Origin of the sequence: Citrobacter sp. Cb028, from assembly GCF_030336705.1 — a bacterium.
GTDB lineage: Bacteria > Pseudomonadota > Gammaproteobacteria > Enterobacterales > Enterobacteriaceae > Citrobacter > Citrobacter braakii.
On the sequence record NZ_JAOWCZ010000034.1, the window covers coordinates 475,296 to 490,976 of the forward strand.

15 protein-coding genes are annotated in these 15,681 nt (G+C 53.3%); 4 read left to right on the forward strand and 11 right to left on the reverse strand.

Features of this window, described 5'->3' with window-relative positions; translation table 11 throughout:
- Positions 1-3: 3 nt before the first annotated feature.
- Both OGV75_RS11760 and OGV75_RS11765 read right to left on the reverse strand, forming a co-directional pair.
- Positions 4-2,112 (reverse strand): ADP-ribosylglycohydrolase family protein, encoded by a 2,109-nt coding sequence (locus OGV75_RS11760; RefSeq protein WP_286480693.1) that lies wholly within the window; start codon positions 2,110-2,112, stop codon positions 4-6.
- 34 nt (positions 2,113-2,146) lie between these two features.
- On the reverse strand, positions 2,147-3,148 hold the full coding sequence (locus OGV75_RS11765) for a LacI family DNA-binding transcriptional regulator (RefSeq protein ID WP_137366608.1): 1,002 nt from the start codon (positions 3,146-3,148) through the stop codon (positions 2,147-2,149).
- 636 nt (positions 3,149-3,784) lie between these two features.
- Here OGV75_RS11765 and chiP point away from each other — a divergent pair.
- Positions 3,785-5,191 carry a chitoporin ChiP gene (gene chiP, locus OGV75_RS11770; protein ID WP_142417701.1) on the forward strand — a complete coding sequence of 469 codons (1,407 nt, stop codon included), beginning with the start codon at positions 3,785-3,787 and terminating at the stop codon, positions 5,189-5,191.
- A gap of 49 nt (positions 5,192-5,240) precedes the next feature.
- The gene (locus OGV75_RS11775) at positions 5,241-5,573 is read left to right on the forward strand and encodes a ChiQ/YbfN family lipoprotein (protein WP_016155980.1); all 333 of its coding nucleotides are present in this window, start codon (positions 5,241-5,243) and stop codon (positions 5,571-5,573) included.
- Positions 5,574-5,624: 51 nt separating this feature from the next.
- Here the strand turns inward: OGV75_RS11775 and OGV75_RS11780 are convergent, their stop codons facing one another.
- The 9 genes from OGV75_RS11780 to ybfF all read right to left on the reverse strand — a co-directional run bounded on the left by OGV75_RS11780 (position 5,625) and on the right by ybfF (position 13,267).
- Positions 5,625-6,920, reverse strand: a complete 1,296-nt coding sequence (locus OGV75_RS11780) for an MFS transporter (protein WP_286480694.1) — start codon at positions 6,918-6,920, stop codon at positions 5,625-5,627.
- A gap of 53 nt (positions 6,921-6,973) precedes the next feature.
- Positions 6,974-8,113 carry a tricarballylate utilization 4Fe-4S protein TcuB gene (gene tcuB / locus OGV75_RS11785; protein WP_101699818.1) on the reverse strand — a complete coding sequence of 380 codons (1,140 nt, stop codon included), beginning with the start codon at positions 8,111-8,113 and terminating at the stop codon, positions 6,974-6,976.
- A complete protein-coding gene (gene tcuA, locus OGV75_RS11790) occupies positions 8,100-9,503 on the reverse strand; it encodes an FAD-dependent tricarballylate dehydrogenase TcuA (RefSeq protein WP_286480695.1) in 1,404 nt (467 codons plus the stop codon). Before tcuA ends, tcuB begins: the two co-directional genes overlap by 14 nt.
- A 97-nt stretch (positions 9,504-9,600) precedes the next feature.
- Positions 9,601-10,527, reverse strand: coding sequence for a tricarballylate utilization LysR family transcriptional regulator TcuR (gene tcuR / locus OGV75_RS11795; RefSeq protein WP_047501718.1), 927 nt, complete (start codon positions 10,525-10,527; stop codon positions 9,601-9,603).
- Positions 10,528-10,655: 128 nt separating this feature from the next.
- The gene (gene fur / locus OGV75_RS11800; protein WP_003022836.1) at positions 10,656-11,102 is read right to left on the reverse strand and encodes a ferric iron uptake transcriptional regulator; all 447 of its coding nucleotides are present in this window, start codon (positions 11,100-11,102) and stop codon (positions 10,656-10,658) included.
- The gene (locus tag OGV75_RS11805; protein ID WP_049259739.1) at positions 11,095-11,181 is read right to left on the reverse strand and encodes a ryhB-regulated fur leader peptide; all 87 of its coding nucleotides are present in this window, start codon (positions 11,179-11,181) and stop codon (positions 11,095-11,097) included. Before OGV75_RS11805 ends, fur begins: the two co-directional genes overlap by 8 nt.
- A 210-nt stretch (positions 11,182-11,391) precedes the next feature.
- Entirely contained in the window at positions 11,392-11,922 is a 531-nt protein-coding gene (gene fldA / locus OGV75_RS11810; RefSeq protein ID WP_003022839.1) for a flavodoxin FldA, read from the reverse strand.
- A gap of 155 nt (positions 11,923-12,077) precedes the next feature.
- Complete coding sequence (gene ybfE, locus OGV75_RS11815) at positions 12,078-12,365, reverse strand: LexA regulated protein (RefSeq protein WP_003022842.1); 288 nt, start codon at positions 12,363-12,365, stop codon at positions 12,078-12,080.
- 128 nt (positions 12,366-12,493) lie between these two features.
- On the reverse strand, positions 12,494-13,267 hold the full coding sequence (ybfF, locus tag OGV75_RS11820; RefSeq protein WP_032947058.1) for an esterase: 774 nt from the start codon (positions 13,265-13,267) through the stop codon (positions 12,494-12,496).
- 194 nt (positions 13,268-13,461) lie between these two features.
- Between ybfF and seqA the strand changes: the two genes are divergently transcribed.
- Together seqA and pgm are read left to right on the forward strand one after the other, a co-directional pair.
- On the forward strand, positions 13,462-14,004 hold the full coding sequence (gene seqA / locus OGV75_RS11825; RefSeq protein WP_016152261.1) for a replication initiation negative regulator SeqA: 543 nt from the start codon (positions 13,462-13,464) through the stop codon (positions 14,002-14,004).
- A gap of 24 nt (positions 14,005-14,028) precedes the next feature.
- Positions 14,029-15,669 (forward strand): phosphoglucomutase (alpha-D-glucose-1,6-bisphosphate-dependent), encoded by a 1,641-nt coding sequence (gene pgm / locus OGV75_RS11830; protein ID WP_286480696.1) that lies wholly within the window; start codon positions 14,029-14,031, stop codon positions 15,667-15,669.
- The last annotated feature ends 12 nt before the right edge of the window (positions 15,670-15,681 follow it).

Here is a 15,681-nt window from a genome sequence, read left to right on the forward strand (position 1 = left end):
TAATTAACAACTGGCGCTGATATGGATAGCGTCCGTCGACAGCGCACCCGCACAAATCAGTAAACCGATCCCGCCATCCATCAAGGCTTCGCGTTCAGCGTCCTCCACGCGCAGCGTTTTACCGTCAACGGTCGCGGAGATAATCTGCCCGTTGACGCTAATATCGAACGACACAGGGCGCTCGTACACGTCGGACAACGCCGCTTCTGCCAGAACTTTGGTGCTGGTGTCGCGCACGCGGACGATCTGTAATTTTCCGTCGCGCAGGATGCGCGCGGCGTAATAGCGCCTCATCCCCTGCACCCGAAAAGCCAGACCGCCGTACTCCCCTGAATGCAGCGTAATGTCACTCTGAACGCGGTAGTTATCCCACTGCCGCGTTCCGTGAATAATCAATCCCTCGTCGTACTCTTTGGAGATGCGAAAGCTGGTGGGATAGTGGCGTGAAAAGAGATCCACGCCGTTTACCCAGGCTCGCCACCAAAAATTAGTTTCCCCTGTGGGTTTACGCAGGGTCAGCTCAGGTGCGCCGTCCCAGCGCATACTGTCGATGAGCAGGCGACCGCGGGCAACGCGGGCATCGGTGCTGATTGTTACGCCAATCTCGCCGATCGGTTGGCCCTGGCAGTCCGGGAGATCCAACGCCAGTGTTAGCGATTCACCCGGGGCTATGCTCTGCGCGTCGCCGTACTGGGGCGTCAGCTGATTGTTGTCATCATAAACCCGGTAGCAGAGCCGCACGTTTAACGCGGCGGTGTTATCCGGCGGGGCTATCAGTGTGGCCTGAAGACGCTGGCCTGGGTAGATAAGTGGGGTAGCCATTAAATCGTAGCTGCGCATTTCCACAATTTCAGGCGGGGTAAAGGTTTGCGTGGTCACGCTGGCGTGAAGTCCGGGCGCAAGATGGCGATAGTGCAGACTCAACATTTGCCGCCCCAGGTGCGCCTCATTCTTAACCTCAACCGCGGCCGCATTTTCTTCATTAAGCCAGCGGAAACCCTGCACGCTGCCCGGTAGTGAGAAATGGTACTGCGCGCCGGATTTTTTGGCTTCAGGGCGCGGCAGACCGGCAATCTGGTGTCCCAGCCCGACCAGGTAATCGGTGATCCGCACGGCGTTGTTTATGGAGAACCCCCCGTCGGCTGAGGAGATCAGCATTCTGTCCGCCAGCGGCCCGCGCCAGTCCGGGCCTGCGTCAATACCCTGGAGTCCCAGCATAATGCCGGACAGACAGCCGACATTCCCCGCATTGCAGTCAGTGTCCCATCCTGACGTATTGACAATGCACTGGGCCTGCTGGAAGTCGTCCGGCGCGTAAAGGATCGCCATAATCATCAGCGCATGATTAGGGATGATGTGACAATTGCTGGGATATTTGTGATAGCCATAGTTGTCGTCGATTCGCTGGCGGGTCGTCTGCCAGTCGTTATCTTCCCGTCGCCAGCGACGGATATCGCCAACCAACTGGGCTATTTGCGACTCTGCCGGGATCACGGATAATCCGACGTCAATAAGCTGTTCGATCTCCTGGCAAATAAAGGCCTGTGACTCCATTGCCGCCCAGAGCATGGCGGCATACACCGCTTCGCCGTCATGGCTTACGCTGGCGGCGTTTTTGGCAAGTTCTGCCGCCAGACGGGGTTGTCCCGGTGCGACAAGCGCCCAACTATCAATAAAGATTTGTGCGCCAATCTGTTCGGCAATCGTTTTCCCGTTGGTCGCAATGGCTCCGCTTAGCGGAGCCGGAATGCCTTTTTTGAGATTCAGCCAGGCGGTGTGTTCCGTCGAATTACCGTTGCCGCCCCACCAGAGGATGGTGCGCTTATCAATGATGTAATTAAGCCAGCAGTGACCCATCTGTTCCGCGCTCAGATCCGGCGGCAGGGCATAATCTTCCAGTGCGCGGATAAAGGTAAAGGTTCCGGCGACATCATCGTCGGTGACAACCAGCGGACGGTTAAATTTTTCGTGGACGTAATACTGGATCGGCCCCAGCTCCTGCATAATTTTTTCGTAGGTCCACCCTTCGAAAGGGCGGCCAAGGTAGACGCCGATTAATTTCCCTAACACCCCTGCATAAACGCGCGACTCATAATCTGAAGGCAATTCCATCTGTTTGATCCTTGTGTGGTGTTTTATCAGCCGGTCAGGCGGATTCTCTTTTTACCAGGCCCCAGGGCATTTCTGTGGTGCTGCCCTGGAGCGGCGCGGTGATATCGGTTTGTGCCAGGAGGAGGGCGGCCGCTTTTTGCCCAAGCTGCTCCGGGTACTGGGCGATAGTGGTCAGGGAAGGGGTCACCAGCCCGGCGGCGGGAATATCATCGAAACCCATCACCGCAAGCTGCTCCGGGATAGTGATGCCTTTCTCCCTTGCGGCACGCATCACGCCGATAGCCATTAAATCGTTGGCGGCGAAAATCGCATCCGGGAGCGTACCGTCATTAATCAGCTGCATCGCGATCTGATAGCCGCTCTGTTCGTTAAAACCTGGCAGAATTTTGATGCGCGGAAGGCGGCCGGCCTGGGTCATCGCCTGGCGATATCCTTCCACTCTGGCAGGCTCAGGACCGCCAGCGCTGGCGATCATCGTGATATTTTGGTGCCCCTGTGCCAGCAGATATTCGACGGCGCTGCGCGCGGCAGCGGCGTTGTCGATATAAACATTATGCAGCGGTAGCGGGCCGCTTTTTTTCATCCTGGCTTCAATACGTGCAATCGGGATCCCTGCCTGAAGATACGGGGCAAAATCTTTCATCCCGACGTTAAAAAATGTCCCTACCACGGCGTCGACCCGCCCCTGCGCTGACCAGCGCAAAAAATGCAGCTCTCTTTCCCGTAATCCATCGGTGCTGGCCACGATCGCATCGTAGTGATACCTATCCGTCACCGACTGGACACCACGGACGAGCGAGGCATAAAAAGGGTTGGCGATATCCGGCACGATGCAGGCGATCGACATGGTTTTATTGGTTTTCAGCGCTTGTGCAAAACGGTTCGGTATATATCCCAGCTGATTAGCCGCTTGCTCAACCCGGATCACTGTCTCCTGTGGGTAGGTGTGATTTCCTTTGGTGAGTACCACGGATACCACCGCCTGTGAAACGCCAGCCAGGGCCGCGACGTCTTTCTGTGTGATGCGTTTTGTCATTTATTTATCAACTTATACGTATAACCTGCATCTTTGAATAATGGGACACCCGGTAGCTGTCAATAAAAACCTTATAAAGTGAGTGTATTTGTGTGGAAAATCCGAGGACGGTCACATCAACGACGGAGAGTGAATTCAGGAGCTCGAACGTTCTGTTTGCAGAGCGAATTAATGACGTTCGAGAATTAATTTGTTTTGCGAATGCAAAGACAATTATTAAGGGTTGAATTATATATATAATAATAAAATTGAAGATATCTATATGTATATAAAGTGTTTTTTCTTGTTTTTGTGACTTTTTTTACTCCCAAAGCAAAATGTAACAGAAAACAAGAAAATATGTGCGGTTGCTCATACTATTACATACTCGTTACAGAAAGAGATTGATAATTCGCGTCGCGAAAAATAGTCTATTCATTGTAGTCACTGAGGTTTTCTCAGCGCTACTTTTTTAATTTTTGTTTTTTCGCTGTCCGCTTTTGTCGGCAGCATTTTATACCCAATGGATTTCGAGTTGTATCAAGGCGGAGACGCAGCGCGTGCGCTGTCCCCGAAGGGGCGAGGCCAAAGGCCGAGTAAAGCCAACACCGATGCAGCTTGAAAAACGAAGGGTTATACGTCAAAGAGGATTAACATATGCGTACGTTTAGTGGCAAACGTAGTACGCTGGCGCTGGCTATCGCCGGTATCACAGCAATGTCGGGTTTCGTTGTCGCTCCCCAGGTACACGCCGAGGGATTTATTGATGACTCAACCTTAACCGGCGGCATCTATTACTGGCAGCGTGAGCGTGACCGTAAAGATGTGACCGATCACGACAAATACAAAACCAACCTTTCTCACTCCACCTGGAACGCTAACCTCGACTTCCAGTCCGGTTATGCGGCTGATATGTTTGGTATTGATATCGCAGCATTTACCGCTATTGAAATGAACGAAAGTAGCGAAAGCGGCCATCCAAACGAAATTGCATTCTCGTCAAAAAATAAAGGCTATGATGAAGATTACTCCGGCGATAAGAGCGGAATTAGCCTTTATAAAGCAGCAGCCAAATTTAAATTCGGCCCAACCTGGGCGCGCGCCGGTTACATTCAACCAACCGGACAGACTCTGTTGGCTCCGCACTGGAGCTTTATGCCAGGTACCTATCAGGGTGCTGAAGCCGGAGCCAACTTCGACTATGGTGATGCTGGTGCACTGAGCTTCTCCTATATGTGGGCCAACGAATATAAAGCACCATGGCACACTGAAGTCGATAAATTCTATCAGGCTGATAAAAAGACCAGCGTAGATTATCTGCACTCAATCGGCGCGAAATATGACTTCAAAAATAACCTGTTGCTGGAAGCCGCATTTGGTCAGTCTGAAGGCTACGTCGACCAGTACTTCGCAAAAGCCAGCTATAAATTCGATTTAGGCGGTAACCCGTTTACCACCAGCTATCAGTTCTACGGCGCGCGCGACAAAGTTGATGATCGCACCGTGAACGATATTTATGACGGTACGGCCTGGCTGCAGGCGCTGACCTTTGGCTACAAAGTGGCGGAAGTGGTTGACCTGCGTCTGGAAGGGACCTGGGTTAAAGCGGACGGGCAGCAGGGGTACTTCCTGCAGCGTATGACCCCGACCTACGCCTCATCAAACGGTCGCCTGGATATCTGGTGGGATAACCGTTCCGACTTCAACGCCAACGGCGAAAAGGCTGTCTTCTTCGGCGCAATGTATGACCTGAAGAACTGGAATTTGCCGGGCTGGGCAGTGGGCGCGTCCTACGTTTACGCATGGGATGCCAAGCCATCAACCTGGCAGATCAATCCGGATACGTACTACGACAAAAACCGGACTATCGAAGAATCTTCTTATAGCCTGGATGCGGTCTATACCCTGCAAGAGGGGCGTGCGAAGGGCACCATGTTTAAACTGCACTTCACCCAGTACGACAACCATTCAGACATTCCGAGCTGGGGCGGTGGTTACGGCAACATCTTCCAGGATGAGCGTGACGTGAAATTCATCGTTATTGCTCCGTTCACCATCTTCTAATGCCAACAGCGGCAGGCCGGGCGCCTGCCGCATCGTTGAGGAAAGTGCTATGAAAAAACTGATACTCATCGCTGTTATGGCATCCGGGCTGGTGGCTTGCGCGCAATCCCCGGCACCAAAAGAAGACAGCCGTCTGAAAGAAGCCTACAGCGCGTGCATTACTACCGCGCAAGGATCGCCGGAGAAAATCGAAGCCTGCCAAAGCGTGTTGAATGTGCTGAAGAAAGAAAAGCAGCATCAGCAGTTTGCCAATGAAGAAAGCGTACGCGTACTGGATTATCAGCAGTGCATCCAGGCTACGCGCACGGGTAATGGTCAGTCCGTTAATGCTGATTGCGACAAGGTCTGGCAGGAAATTCGTAGCAAGAATACTGCGCAGTAAATCGAAAAATGAAACAGACAACGGGCGGAGAGTTTTCCGCCCGTTTGCATTTCAGGGTTTATATTCCACCGGTTGATAACTCCGACTCAGCCGGACAAACAGCATTGCCGTGGCGGCGAGCCCGCAAAGTGCCGCACACATCAGCCACCACCCCGGTGAGCTTTTATCCCCGGTTAGCTGGACCAGCGCTGTGGAGATGACTGGCGTAAGGCCGCCAAAAATCGCCGTGGCAAGACTGAATGCCAGTGAAAAGCCCACCGTACGCACATAGACAGGCATCACCTCGGTGAGTGCGGCGACCATTGCCCCGTTGTACATACCAAAAAAGAACGAGAACCAAAGCAGGACCAGCGTCATGCGCGTGAAATCTGGCGCGGCGGTGAGCCAGTGCATAACCGGCCAGGTGGTGATCAGTGCAAGGATGGTAATCCCCATCAACACCGGACGACGACCAATTCGGTCAGAAATCGCCCCGCCAATCGGCAGCCAGATAAAATTAGAAATACCGACCAGCATGGTGACGATCAGGCTGTCGCGAGCGCTCAGGTGAAGTACAGCTCTACCATAGGTCGGTGTGTAAACGGTAATAAAGTAGAACGTCGTTGTGGTCATCGCCACCAGCAGCGTACCCGCAGCGATAAGACGCCAGTTTTTGAGGATAGTAGTAAAAATTTCCCTGGTGTCGGGACGGTGTGTGCGTTGTAAAAAGGCGTCTGTTTCCTGAAGCGAGCGGCGGAGCACGAAGATCAAAGGAATAATCATGCAACCAATAAAGAATGGAATACGCCAGCCCCATTCAGAAATCTCATCGTGTCCCAGGGTGCCGTTCAGGCCGTAACCAATCAGAGCTGCCACCACAATGGCGACCTGTTGACTGGCGGACTGCCAGCTGGTGTAGAAGCCTTTATTGCCAGGGGTGGCGATTTCAGAAAGATAAACCGAGACGCCGCCCAGTTCCACCCCTGCAGAAAAGCCCTGTAATAATCGGCCGAGTAATACCAGGACAGGGGCCAGCAGACCAATACTGTGATAACCAGGTACCAGGGCAATCAGCAGGGTACCGCAGCCCATAATCGCCAGCGTCACCATCAGTCCTTTACGGCGACCAATTCTGTCGATGTAAGCACCCAGCACAATTGCGCCAACAGGCCGCATTAAGAAACCTGAACCAAACACGGCGAAAGTTAACATTAGCCCGGCAAATTCACTCTCTGCAGGAAAGAAGGTCTTTGCGATATAGGTGGCGTAAAAACCGAACAGAAAAAAGTCAAACTGTTCGAGGAAATTACCGCTGGTTACCCGCAGTATTGCGCCGAAAGTTCCGGCGCGCGATGGTTGTTGTGTCATTGGGTTTGCTCCACTGTCTTATCATAATATTTATAGAGGTAAGAGTTTGCGGGTTAGTCGCCTGCGACCCCCGCCTGTTTGCCGCGCCGTTTCTCAATCGCCCACTTGAGTAAGGCTGCGCAGCGGTAAAATCCGTGGGCAAATTTTCCATAAGGAATGGTCAGAAAGAGCGCCATGACCACGCCGAGGTGAATGGCGAGCAAAATAGCCATCCAGGAGGTGTCTCTTCCCGCCAGCAGCGCTAAACCGGTCAGACTGGTCAGGAGCAGCAGCAAAATAAAACCGCGATCCATCGGTTTTTGCCGTGCGTCGCCATGCAGCGGTGAGCGCTTAAAATTGAGCCATAGCAAGCCAGCCGGGCCGACAGTCAGGCCAATGCCGCCCAACGTGCCCAACATTACCGGAACGCTGAAGAACGGATAGGGCGCTTCTATACCTGCAAAGTAGTGATAGCCCGTTGCCACCACGGTGGCGGCAAAGCAGAGCATAAAACCGTAGAAGGTGAAGTGATGGAAACGGCGGCGCATCAGGGTGAAGGCATCATCTGCTTCGTTACAACCTTTGCCATGCCCACCATCGAGATACTTCAGCGTCAGCGCATTGTGCGAGGCTTCAGCAATTTCAGCGGAACGCGGTACACCCGGAGAGATTTCGCGCCAGAAGCGCAGAACACCCGCCATCAGCAGACCTATCGCCAGAATAAATACCGAACCAAACATCCATGCGAGCAGGTTATGCGGGAAAATCTGATAAAAATCCCCGGCCAGCGGAGGATGGAATAACGAGCCCTTTAAACTCATGGCGAGGAGTAAAAACAGGATCAGACCGAAAACCAGCGCCAGCGTCACAGTGATGCCTGCGCGACGATAAAGCGCGCCAAAGGCGGCGGGTTGCGCGTAGTGCTGATAGGTTTCGAGCCGCACTTCCGCCATCGCCTTCGGTACGTTGATGGCAAATTCATGGGGTGGGGCATACTGACACGCGTGCAGGCAGGCGCCGCAGTTATGGCACAAGTTAGCCAGATAATTGATATCCGCTTTACCGAATTCCAGGCGCTGAGTCATTGCCGGGAACACGGCGCAAAAACCTTCACAATAGCGGCAGGCGTTACAGACCTGCATCACACGTTCAACTTCTGCTTCCGGCTCGGTGATAATTTGTGCTTCGATGATCAGTTTCTCAAGCTGCTTCATGACGTGCCTCCTTTCGTGCTGCCAGCGCGGCTTCTTTTCCGGCAATGCGGCCAAAGGTTGTCCCGATCGACATGCCCACGCCTGCGGTGTAACCCTTGCCCAACACGTTGCCCGCCATCATCTCTCCGGCGACGAACAGGTTGCGGCTTGGTTGCCCGGCAAAGTGTACGGCAGCTCGTTCGTTCACTTTTAACCCAAGATAGGTGAAGGTGATCCCTGGCCGCAGGGCATAGCCGTAGTAAGGTGGCTGGTCCAGCGGTCGCGCCCAGTGTGTTTTCGCGGGGGTTAACTTCTTCGTCGTGCAGTTGTCCAGGACGGTATGGTCGAACTGACCTGGCTGGCAGGCGTTGTTGTACGCCGTCACGGTGTGGGTAAAGCGTTCGGCATCCAGCCCCAACTGATGCGCCAACTCCGCCAGCGTCTTCGCCTGTGCGCCGGGGAATACCGGTGGCATAAAGTGGCCGATGGCTTTACTGTCGATAATGGAATAGCCAATCTGTCCTGGCTGTTGGGCGACCAGGCGTCCCCAAATGGCGTAGCGTTTGGGCCAGAAATCTTCGCCTTCATCATAAAAACGTTCTGCGTCACGGTTGACTACTATGCCGAGTGAAACGCAGTCCACGCGGGTGCAAATCCCGCCGTCATATAATGGCGCTCTGGCATCAATGGCGACGCAGTGTGACTGGGAGGGGTCGCCGATGATGTCCGCCCCGGCATCCATCATAAATTTAAGCAGTACGCCCTGATTAAAGCGCGTGCCGCGAATCAGGAAGTTATCCGCAGGCCACTCGCCGCGGGCGTTCTCTCCCCAGGCTTCGCGCAGCCATTCGCGGTTTGACTCAAATCCGCCAGCGGCAAGCACGCAGGACTTAGCGGTTATGCGCTCTTCGCCTGCCAGCGCTGCCACAAACTCACCGTTATGCAGTTCAAGCGCCTGCACCGGTGTGTTATAGCGGATTTGCACGCCTAACTTTTCTGCGCTGCGATAATAGGCATTCACGAGGGCTTTCCCGCCCCCCATAAAAAAGGCGTTGGTTCGCGCTACGTGTAAAGCACCGGAGAGAGGAGGTTGAAAATTAACGCCGTGTTGGCGCATCCAGTCGCGGCATTGTGAAGAGGTGCGGATCACCAGACGCGCCAGGGCTTCGTTAGTATTTCCCTCGGTGACGCGCCGCAGATCCTGCCAGAACTCCTCTTCAGGATAGCTTTCCACCAGCACATCCTGCGGCGCGTCATGCATACAGCGCAGATTACGCGTGTGTTGAGAATTTCCTCCGCGCCATTCCCGTGGAGCCGCTTCGAGCAAGAGTACCGAAGCTCCTTGCTCACGGGCGGTTAGGGCAGCACATAACGCGGCATTGCCACCGCCAATCACCAGAACATCAACCATCGTATACTCCATTACCATTTAACTAATTGTTAAATTTGTAATTGAAATGTATACGCACAGCTTGTGCAGGCGCTATGACGAAGTGCTAAAGAGGGCTTTAGTTATTGTAAAGGATGGCGCCTGGCCAGCTTCCTGCTTCCACCAGTTGATGCATCACTTTCGTTAGTACGACGCGGGCGGCGAGGCCCGCGGGGGTGAGCTCATCATCAGAAAGGCTGACCAGAAAGTTGGGGCGACTCAGTATTGGATTATGGACGCCGATCACTCTTAGCGTCTCTTTATCGAGATGGGAAATCGCCGCGCCGGGCTGGAGAGTAGCGCCGATTCCACTGCGAACGGCGCGCATTAGCAGCGCCAGACCATCAATTTCTGTGGCGATCTCAATGCGCAGCGCGTGTTCCTGACAAATTGCTTCCAGCCTGCCGCGCAGACCGTGGCCTGGGCTGGGCATTATCAATGGGATACTTGCCAACTGGGCTGGCGCAATATTGTCATCGGCAATATCGGCCAGTAAGGCATGAGTCCCAATCAAAAACAGGCGCTCTTCGAGAATCGGTCTGGCGCTCCAGCGCAGGAGCTTTTCTTTTTGAAATACCACGGCCAGATCAATCTGGCGGGTATTAATCATCCGTTCCAGGTTGCCAGAGAGGCTTTCCACCACATGCAGGCGGACATCACTATAGCTTTCCCGCATGGCGTTAATAAAAGGCATGCCGAGAACGGAAGCGGTACTGGGGGCCATACCGACGCTGACGTGCCCGGAAAGCCGGGACTCGCGCGCGGCGAGGATTGCATCGTCTGCGTGGCGGAGCGCCAACTGCGCCTGGGAGTAAAAAGCCAGTCCGGCGCTGGTGGGCGTCACGCCACGCGAGGTGCGCTGCAGCAGGCGAATAGCGAGTTCGTTTTCCAGGCGGGACATTTGCTGGCTGAGTGCCGAAACCCCAATATTGAGATCGAGCGCCGCGCTACCCATGCTGCCGGTTTCTACAATGCGAACAAAATAGCGTAGCTGGCGAAGTTCCATTTCGACTCTCCGGGAAGGGACTATTGATTTTACATTAAAGCAACAAAGGAGTGGAGGGAAGGGGAAAAGGGGTGATAACGCCCATAAAAAAAGCCAACCGAATGGTTGGCTTTTCAGAAAGCATCACATTATTTACCGTCGTGAGCATGCTCATCTTCGCGGCAATCGCCTTCGGCGCAGTGACCGTAAAGATAGAGGCTATGGTTGGTTAAACGAATACCATGTTTAGCCGCAATCTCACGCTGGCGCGCCTCGATGGAATCATCGCTGAACTCGACCACTTTGCCGCAGTCGAGGCAGATGAGGTGATCGTGATGATGCTGTTGAGTCAGTTCGAAGACGGATTTACCACCTTCAAAATTATGGCGGGTCACGATACCGGCATCATCAAACTGGTTCAGCACGCGATACACGGTCGCCAGACCAATTTCTTCACCCATATCGATCAGACGTTTGTATAAGTCTTCCGCACTGACGTGATGGTTATCCGGTTCCTGAAGAACTTCCAGAATTTTTAAACGAGGAAGCGTTACTTTCAGGCCAGCCTTCTTTAATGCGGTATTGTTGTCAGTCATGCGGAATCTGTCCTGTAGCTAAACGATTCACTTCATTAACAGAAGTGACAGAAATTGCACTTGAGATAATGCGATTCATTATAGAACTGCCATGGCTAAATGAAAACTGCAAGTCTCTGGCATATATTGTTAATCAAAACGTGGTATCGCCGACAAACACACTGTGCAATACCCGATTGGCATCCGGCCATTGTACAGGGTCAGACGAAAAAGTTACAAATTTGTAGCAATTATTTTGATTGGTTTTATCTATTGATGTGGCGCAGATGGAAATCTGCGCCACACAAAATCAGGCATTGATGATTTCGTCGAGGTGCAGCTCCTCAGAGATCTGCTTAACCCATTTTTCTACGCGTTCGGCGGTCAATTCAGGCTGGCGATCTTCATCAATGGCCAGACCCACAAAGTGGTCGTCGTCAGCCAGGCCTTTGGACGCTTCAAAGTGATAACCCGCCGTTGGCCAGTGACCAACGATGGTTGCGCCGCGCGGTTCGATGATGTCGCGAATTGTACCCAACGCATCGCAGAAATATTCTGCGTAATCTTCCTGGTCGCCGCAGCCGAACAATGCAACCAGTTTGCCGTTAAAATCAATGTCTTCGAGGGTAGGGAAGAAATCGTCCCAGTCACACTGCGCTTCACCGTAGTACCAGGTTGGAATGCCGAGCAGCAAAATGTCATACCCTTCGAGGTCTTCTTTGCTGCTTTTTGCAATGTCATGTACATCGGCAACGTCTTTACCAAGCTGTTTTTGAATCATTTTTGCGATGTTTTCGGTGTTACCGGTGTCGCTGCCGAAAAAGATGCCAGTGATTGCCATGAGTAAAATAACCTCTTGAAACTTATTGAAATGGTGGTGGCGCATTGCCCACGGATAAGGGCAATCATAGCAGAACAGTCAGGCATGCGGAAACAGCAAACACGCAGGACTGCACTCTGTGCTACACGATTTATGATTTAGAGCAGAAATTCAGACTAAGCCTGACCGCGCAATGCGCTGAGTTGGTTCATCAGCATCTCTTCGATGAGTTCACTGCGACTCATGTTGCGCGCCTCGGCCAGCTCGTTCAGAGCGTCAACAGCATCAGCGTTCAGTTTCAGTTCGACACGCTTAAGCCCGCGAACTTTATCGCGTTTAAGCTGATTACGTTTGTTAATACGTAACTGTTCATCACGCGAGAGCGGATTAGTTTTGGGTCGTCCCGGGCGACGCTCCTGCGCGAACAGATCTAATGTCGTACGGTCCGTTTGTTCTTTGGCCATGATCTTGGTGACTTCGGGGAAACAATCAGCCAGGCGTCTGCCCGGATGGATAGCCCGCCATAATACATCAGCAGGGGAGACACGCCAACGCCCACGCGCGTAATCACGCGCAGACGCTGAGTTTTTAATCAGTTAGCCTGCTCGCTCAGATAACGACGGATGGCGCGCAGTACCGCCTCCGGTTTTTCCGCATGCACCCAATGGCCCGCGCCTGCAATAACGTGCGCCCGAGCCTGCGGGAATTGCGCCAGCAGTTGTTCGCGATACGCTTCGGTAACATAAGGTGAGTTGCCACCGGGGATAAACAGCGCCGGGTGTTCCCACGCCGGGATGGTCTCCCAGCCGACAATATGAGGATATTGCTCCCACAGCACGGGAACATTAAAGCGCCATTCGCCGTCCACGAAGGATTTGAGCAGAAACTGGATCACGCCTTCCTCTTGCAGATGCTGGCGCATGACGCTCGCCGCCTGCTGACGCGAAGAGGACTGCGCGTCAGTTACTGCGTTAATGGCAGCAAAAATCTCATCGTGACGGCGAACATGATAGTCAACGGGGGCAATGTCGATGGCTACCAACCGTTCGACACGTTCCGGGGCCAACGCGGTTAACGCCATGACGGCTTTGCCGCCCATCGAGTGACCAATAAAGATCGCTTTTTCGATTTGTTGATCGTCCAGCGTATCCAGCAGATCTTGCGCCATGGCCGGATAATTCATCACAGGTGAACGCGGGGAGAGGCCATGATTTCGCATATCAACCTGGATGATATCGTGATCGGCCACCAGATCGCGCGCCAGGATCCCCAGGTTATCCAGACTGCCAAACAGGCCGTGCACCAGGACGATGGGAGAATTATTGTGCAGGTTTTGCGCAGATTGCGCTCGGATATTCAATTTCATGGCAAAGTTCTTTTTTTCACACTCACGGGTTAGGGTATCATGTTGACCATTCTGCCACATGGCTGCAACAACTACGGTTACTCTGAGTTTTGCCAGCCACCAGGCTTGACGCTATCCGCTGTTGGGATTTGCCTTTACACTACGCGTGTTGACCCCAACAACTTGTATTCAGCTAAACACTGCACTGGATTAAGATGAAAACGATTGAAGTTGATGATGAACTCTATAGCTATATTGCCAGCCACACCAAGCATATCGGCGAGAGCGCATCCGACATTTTACGGCGTATGTTGAAGTTTTCCGCCGCATCACAGCCTGTCACTCCGGTAGTAAAAGAAGTCCGCGCTGTGCAAGCTGTCGTGGAAGCGAAGCCGGTTAACCCCGTAAAAGATAAAGTGCGCGCGATGCGTGAACTGCTGCTGTCCGACGAATATGCGGAGCAGAAGAAAGCAGTAAATCGCTTTATGCTGGTGCTGTCTACACTCTATTCACTGGATCAAAACGCGTTCGCCGAAGCAACGGAATCGTTGCATGGTCGTACGCGCGTTTATTTTGCAGCAGATGAACAGACGCTGCTGAAAAATGGTAATCAAACTAAACCAAAACACGTGCCAGGCACGCCGTACTGGGTGATCACCAATACCAATACCGGCCGTAAATGCAGCATGGTTGAGCACATCATGCAGTCAATGCAATTCCCTGCGGAATTGATTGAAAAGGTTTGCGGAACAATTTAATCCTTGCATTAGAAGGACCAGGCAATGGCAATCCACAACCGTGCAGGTCAACCTGCGCAACAGAGTGATTTGATTAACGTCGCCCAACTGACGGCACAGTACTATGTACTGAAACCAACGGCAGGGAACGCTGAGCACGCCGTCAAGTTCGGTACGTCCGGACATCGCGGCAGTGCAGGTCGTCATAGTTTTAACGAGCCGCATATTCTGGCTATCGCTCAGGCGATTGCTGAAGAACGTGCGAAAAACGGGATCACTGGCCCGTGCTACGTGGGCAAGGATACCCACGCGCTGTCTGAACCGGCTTTTATCTCTGTACTGGAAGTGCTGGCAGCGAACGGCGTGGACGTCATCGTGCAGGAAAATAACGGCTTTACGCCAACCCCTGCCGTGTCGAATGCTATCCTGGTCCACAACAAAAAAGGCGGCCCGCTGGCTGACGGCATTGTGATCACGCCATCCCACAACCCGCCGGAAGATGGTGGCATTAAATACAACCCGCCAAACGGTGGTCCGGCAGATACTAACGTCACCAAAGTGGTGGAAGACAGGGCTAACGCTCTGCTGGCTGATGGTCTGCAAGGCGTGAAGCGTATGTCGCTGGATGCTGCGCTGGCATCTGGTCATGTAAAAGAGCAGGACCTGGTTCAGCCGTTTGTTGAAGGACTGGCCGACATCGTCGACATGGCGGCGATCCAGAAAGCGGGCCTGACGCTGGGCGTCGATCCGCTTGGCGGTTCCGGTATCGAATATTGGAAGCGTATTGCCAAGCACTACAACCTGAACCTGACTATCGTTAACGATCACGTTGATCAGACTTTCCGCTTTATGCATCTCGACAAAGATGGCGCAATCCGTATGGACTGCTCCTCCGAGTGCGCGATGGCGGGACTGTTGGCGCTGCGTGACAAGTTCGATCTGGCCTTTGCCAACGATCCGGACTACGACCGTCACGGTATCGTCACCCCGGCGGGCCTGATGAATCCGAACCACTACCTGGCAGTGGCGATCAACTACCTGTTCCAGCATCGTTCTCAGTGGGGCAAAGACGTTGCCGTCGGTAAGACGCTGGTCTCTTCGGCGATGATTGACCGCGTAGTGAATGATTTAGGGCGTAAACTGGTCGAAGTTCCGGTTGGCTTTAAGTGGTTCGTTGACGGTCTGTTTGACGGCAGCTTTGGCTTTGGTGGTGAAGAGAGCGCGGGCGCTTCTTTCCTGCGCTTTGACGGTACACCGTGGTCGACCGACAAAGACGGCATCATCATGTGCCTGCTGGCGGCAGAAATTACCGCAGTGACTGGTAAGAATCCGCAAGAGCACTACAACGAACTGGCAGCCCGCTTCGGCGCGCCAAGCTACAACCGCCTGCAGGCAAGCGCGACCTCCGCGCAGAAAGCGGCGCTGTCTAAGCTGTCTCCGGAAATGGTGAGTGCCAGCACGCTGGCGGGCGACCCGATCACGGCACGTCTGACGGCGGCACCGGGTAACGGTGCTTCTATCGGCGGTCTGAAGGTGATGACTGATAACGGCTGGTTTGCTGCGCGTCCGTCAGGTACTGAAGACGCCTATAAAATCTACTGTGAGAGCTTCCTTGGTGAAGAACATCGCAAGCAGATCGAAAAAGAAGCCGTTGAGATTGTCAGCGAAGTGCTGAAAAACGCGTAAGTCTTGTTTGTA